The 1,817-nt window shown below is 65.8% G+C and carries 1 protein-coding gene; it reads left to right on the top strand.

Features of this window, described 5'->3' with window-relative positions:
• Window positions 1-1,817 (top strand): condensation domain-containing protein (locus CKY51_RS22205; protein ID WP_152250062.1); only part of this gene is annotated, 1,817 nt, incomplete at both ends.

Here is a 1,817-nt window from a genome sequence, read left to right on the forward strand (position 1 = left end):
CCGCAGCGAACAGCGATTTACCTGCCATCGAGCCGGCCGATCGCAGCCAGCCGCTGCCGCTGTCGTTCGCCCAGCAACGGCTATGGTTTCTCGCTCAATTGGACGAACGTGCCAACCTCGCCTGTCATATCCCGGTCGGCCTGCGTCTGCGCGGCAAGCTCGACGTGGGTGCCTTGCAGCAGGCGTTGGATCGAATCGTGGCCCGGCATGAGGCGCTGCGCACGTACTTCGTTGCCATGGACGACAGCGCAGCGCAACGAATCGCTCCGGCGGACGTTGGGTTCTCGCTGCTGCATTTGGATCTGTCGCAGCATGCCGACGCGGAGGCCGCGCTGAGGGTACAGGCACAACACGAGGCAAGCGACGCATTTCATCTGGCGCAGGGTCCGTTGGCACGCGGCCGCCTGCTGCGCCTCGGCGCGCAGGAGCATGTGCTGCTGCTGACCCTGCACCATCTCGTTGCCGATGGTTGGTCTCTCGCCATCCTGGTCCGGGAATGCGTTGCGCTCTACAGCTGCCTGGTCGAAGGCCGACCGGATCCGCTGCCACCCTTGACGTTGCAGTACGCCGACGTAGCCGTCTGGCAGCGCCGCGCACTCGGCCAAGATGAGCTGCAACAGCAACGGCGTTTCTGGCAGGAGCATCTGCGTGATGCGCCACCGTTATTGCAACTGCCGACCGACCGACCCCGCCCGGCCAGGCAGGACTACCGCGGCGAAGCGCTGGAATTTACGATCGATCACGACACGACCCGCGCTCTGGCGAGATTAGGTCAGCACCATGGCGCGACCTTGTTCATGACCTTGCTGGCCGCCTGGTCGGTACTACTCTCGCGAGTGGCCGGCCAGGATCGGGTGGTGATCGGCACACCGATTGCCAATCGCAACCGTAGCGAACTGGAGCCGTTGATCGGCTTGTTGCTCAATACCCAGGCGCTGCATATCGACTTGCGCGCCAACCCCAGCGTCGCCGCATTGCTGACCCAGGTCCGTGCCACCGCGCTCGCCGCACAGGCCCATCAGGACCTTCCCTTCGAACACGTCATCGATGCGCTCAACCCGGTACGCAACACTGCGCATGCACCGCTGTATCAAGCGGTTTTCGCCATGCAGAACACGCCGGATGCGCAGCTGGCGCTGCCCGGACTGGAGATCGCCGCAGTGCCGACGGGGCCGGTGTCCGCCCAGGTCGATCTCTGGTGGTCGATCAGCGAAACCGACACTGGCCTGCGCGGATCGGTCATCTATGCCAGCAGCTTGTTCGACCGCGCCACGGTGCTGCGCTGGACACGGATGTGGGACGGCCTATTGCAGGCCATGGCCAAGGATGCGAACTGCGCGGTCAACGCGCTGCCGTTACTGGATCACGAGCAACGCACCCAACTGCTACACCACTTCAACCGCAGCCACGCACCGTGGCCAGGCACGCCACTGCTGCATCCACTGTTAGACGCGCAATGCCGACGCACGCCCGACGCGATGGCATTGTCAGACGCACAGCTCCAGCTCAGTTACGCCGAACTGGATCGCCGCGCCAATCGCCTGGCCCATCGCCTGATCGCCGTCGGCGTGCGCCCGGAGACCCGTGTCGCCCTCTACCTGCCGCGCGGCGCCGAGCGCTTGATCGCCCTGCTCGCCGTGCTCAAGGCCGGCGGCGCCTATGTCCCGCTCGATCCGGATCATCCCACCGAGCGGCTGGCCTTCATGCTCGACGACGCCCGCGCACGCGTGGTGCTCACCGACAGCCAGCTGCAGCAGCAACTGCCGGCCAGCCGTGCCTTGCAACGCGCCCGCGTCCTGCTGCTCGACGCGCTGGAC

It is taken from the genome of Xanthomonas maliensis, from assembly GCF_009192945.1.
Taxonomy (GTDB): Bacteria; Pseudomonadota; Gammaproteobacteria; order Xanthomonadales; family Xanthomonadaceae; genus Xanthomonas; species Xanthomonas maliensis.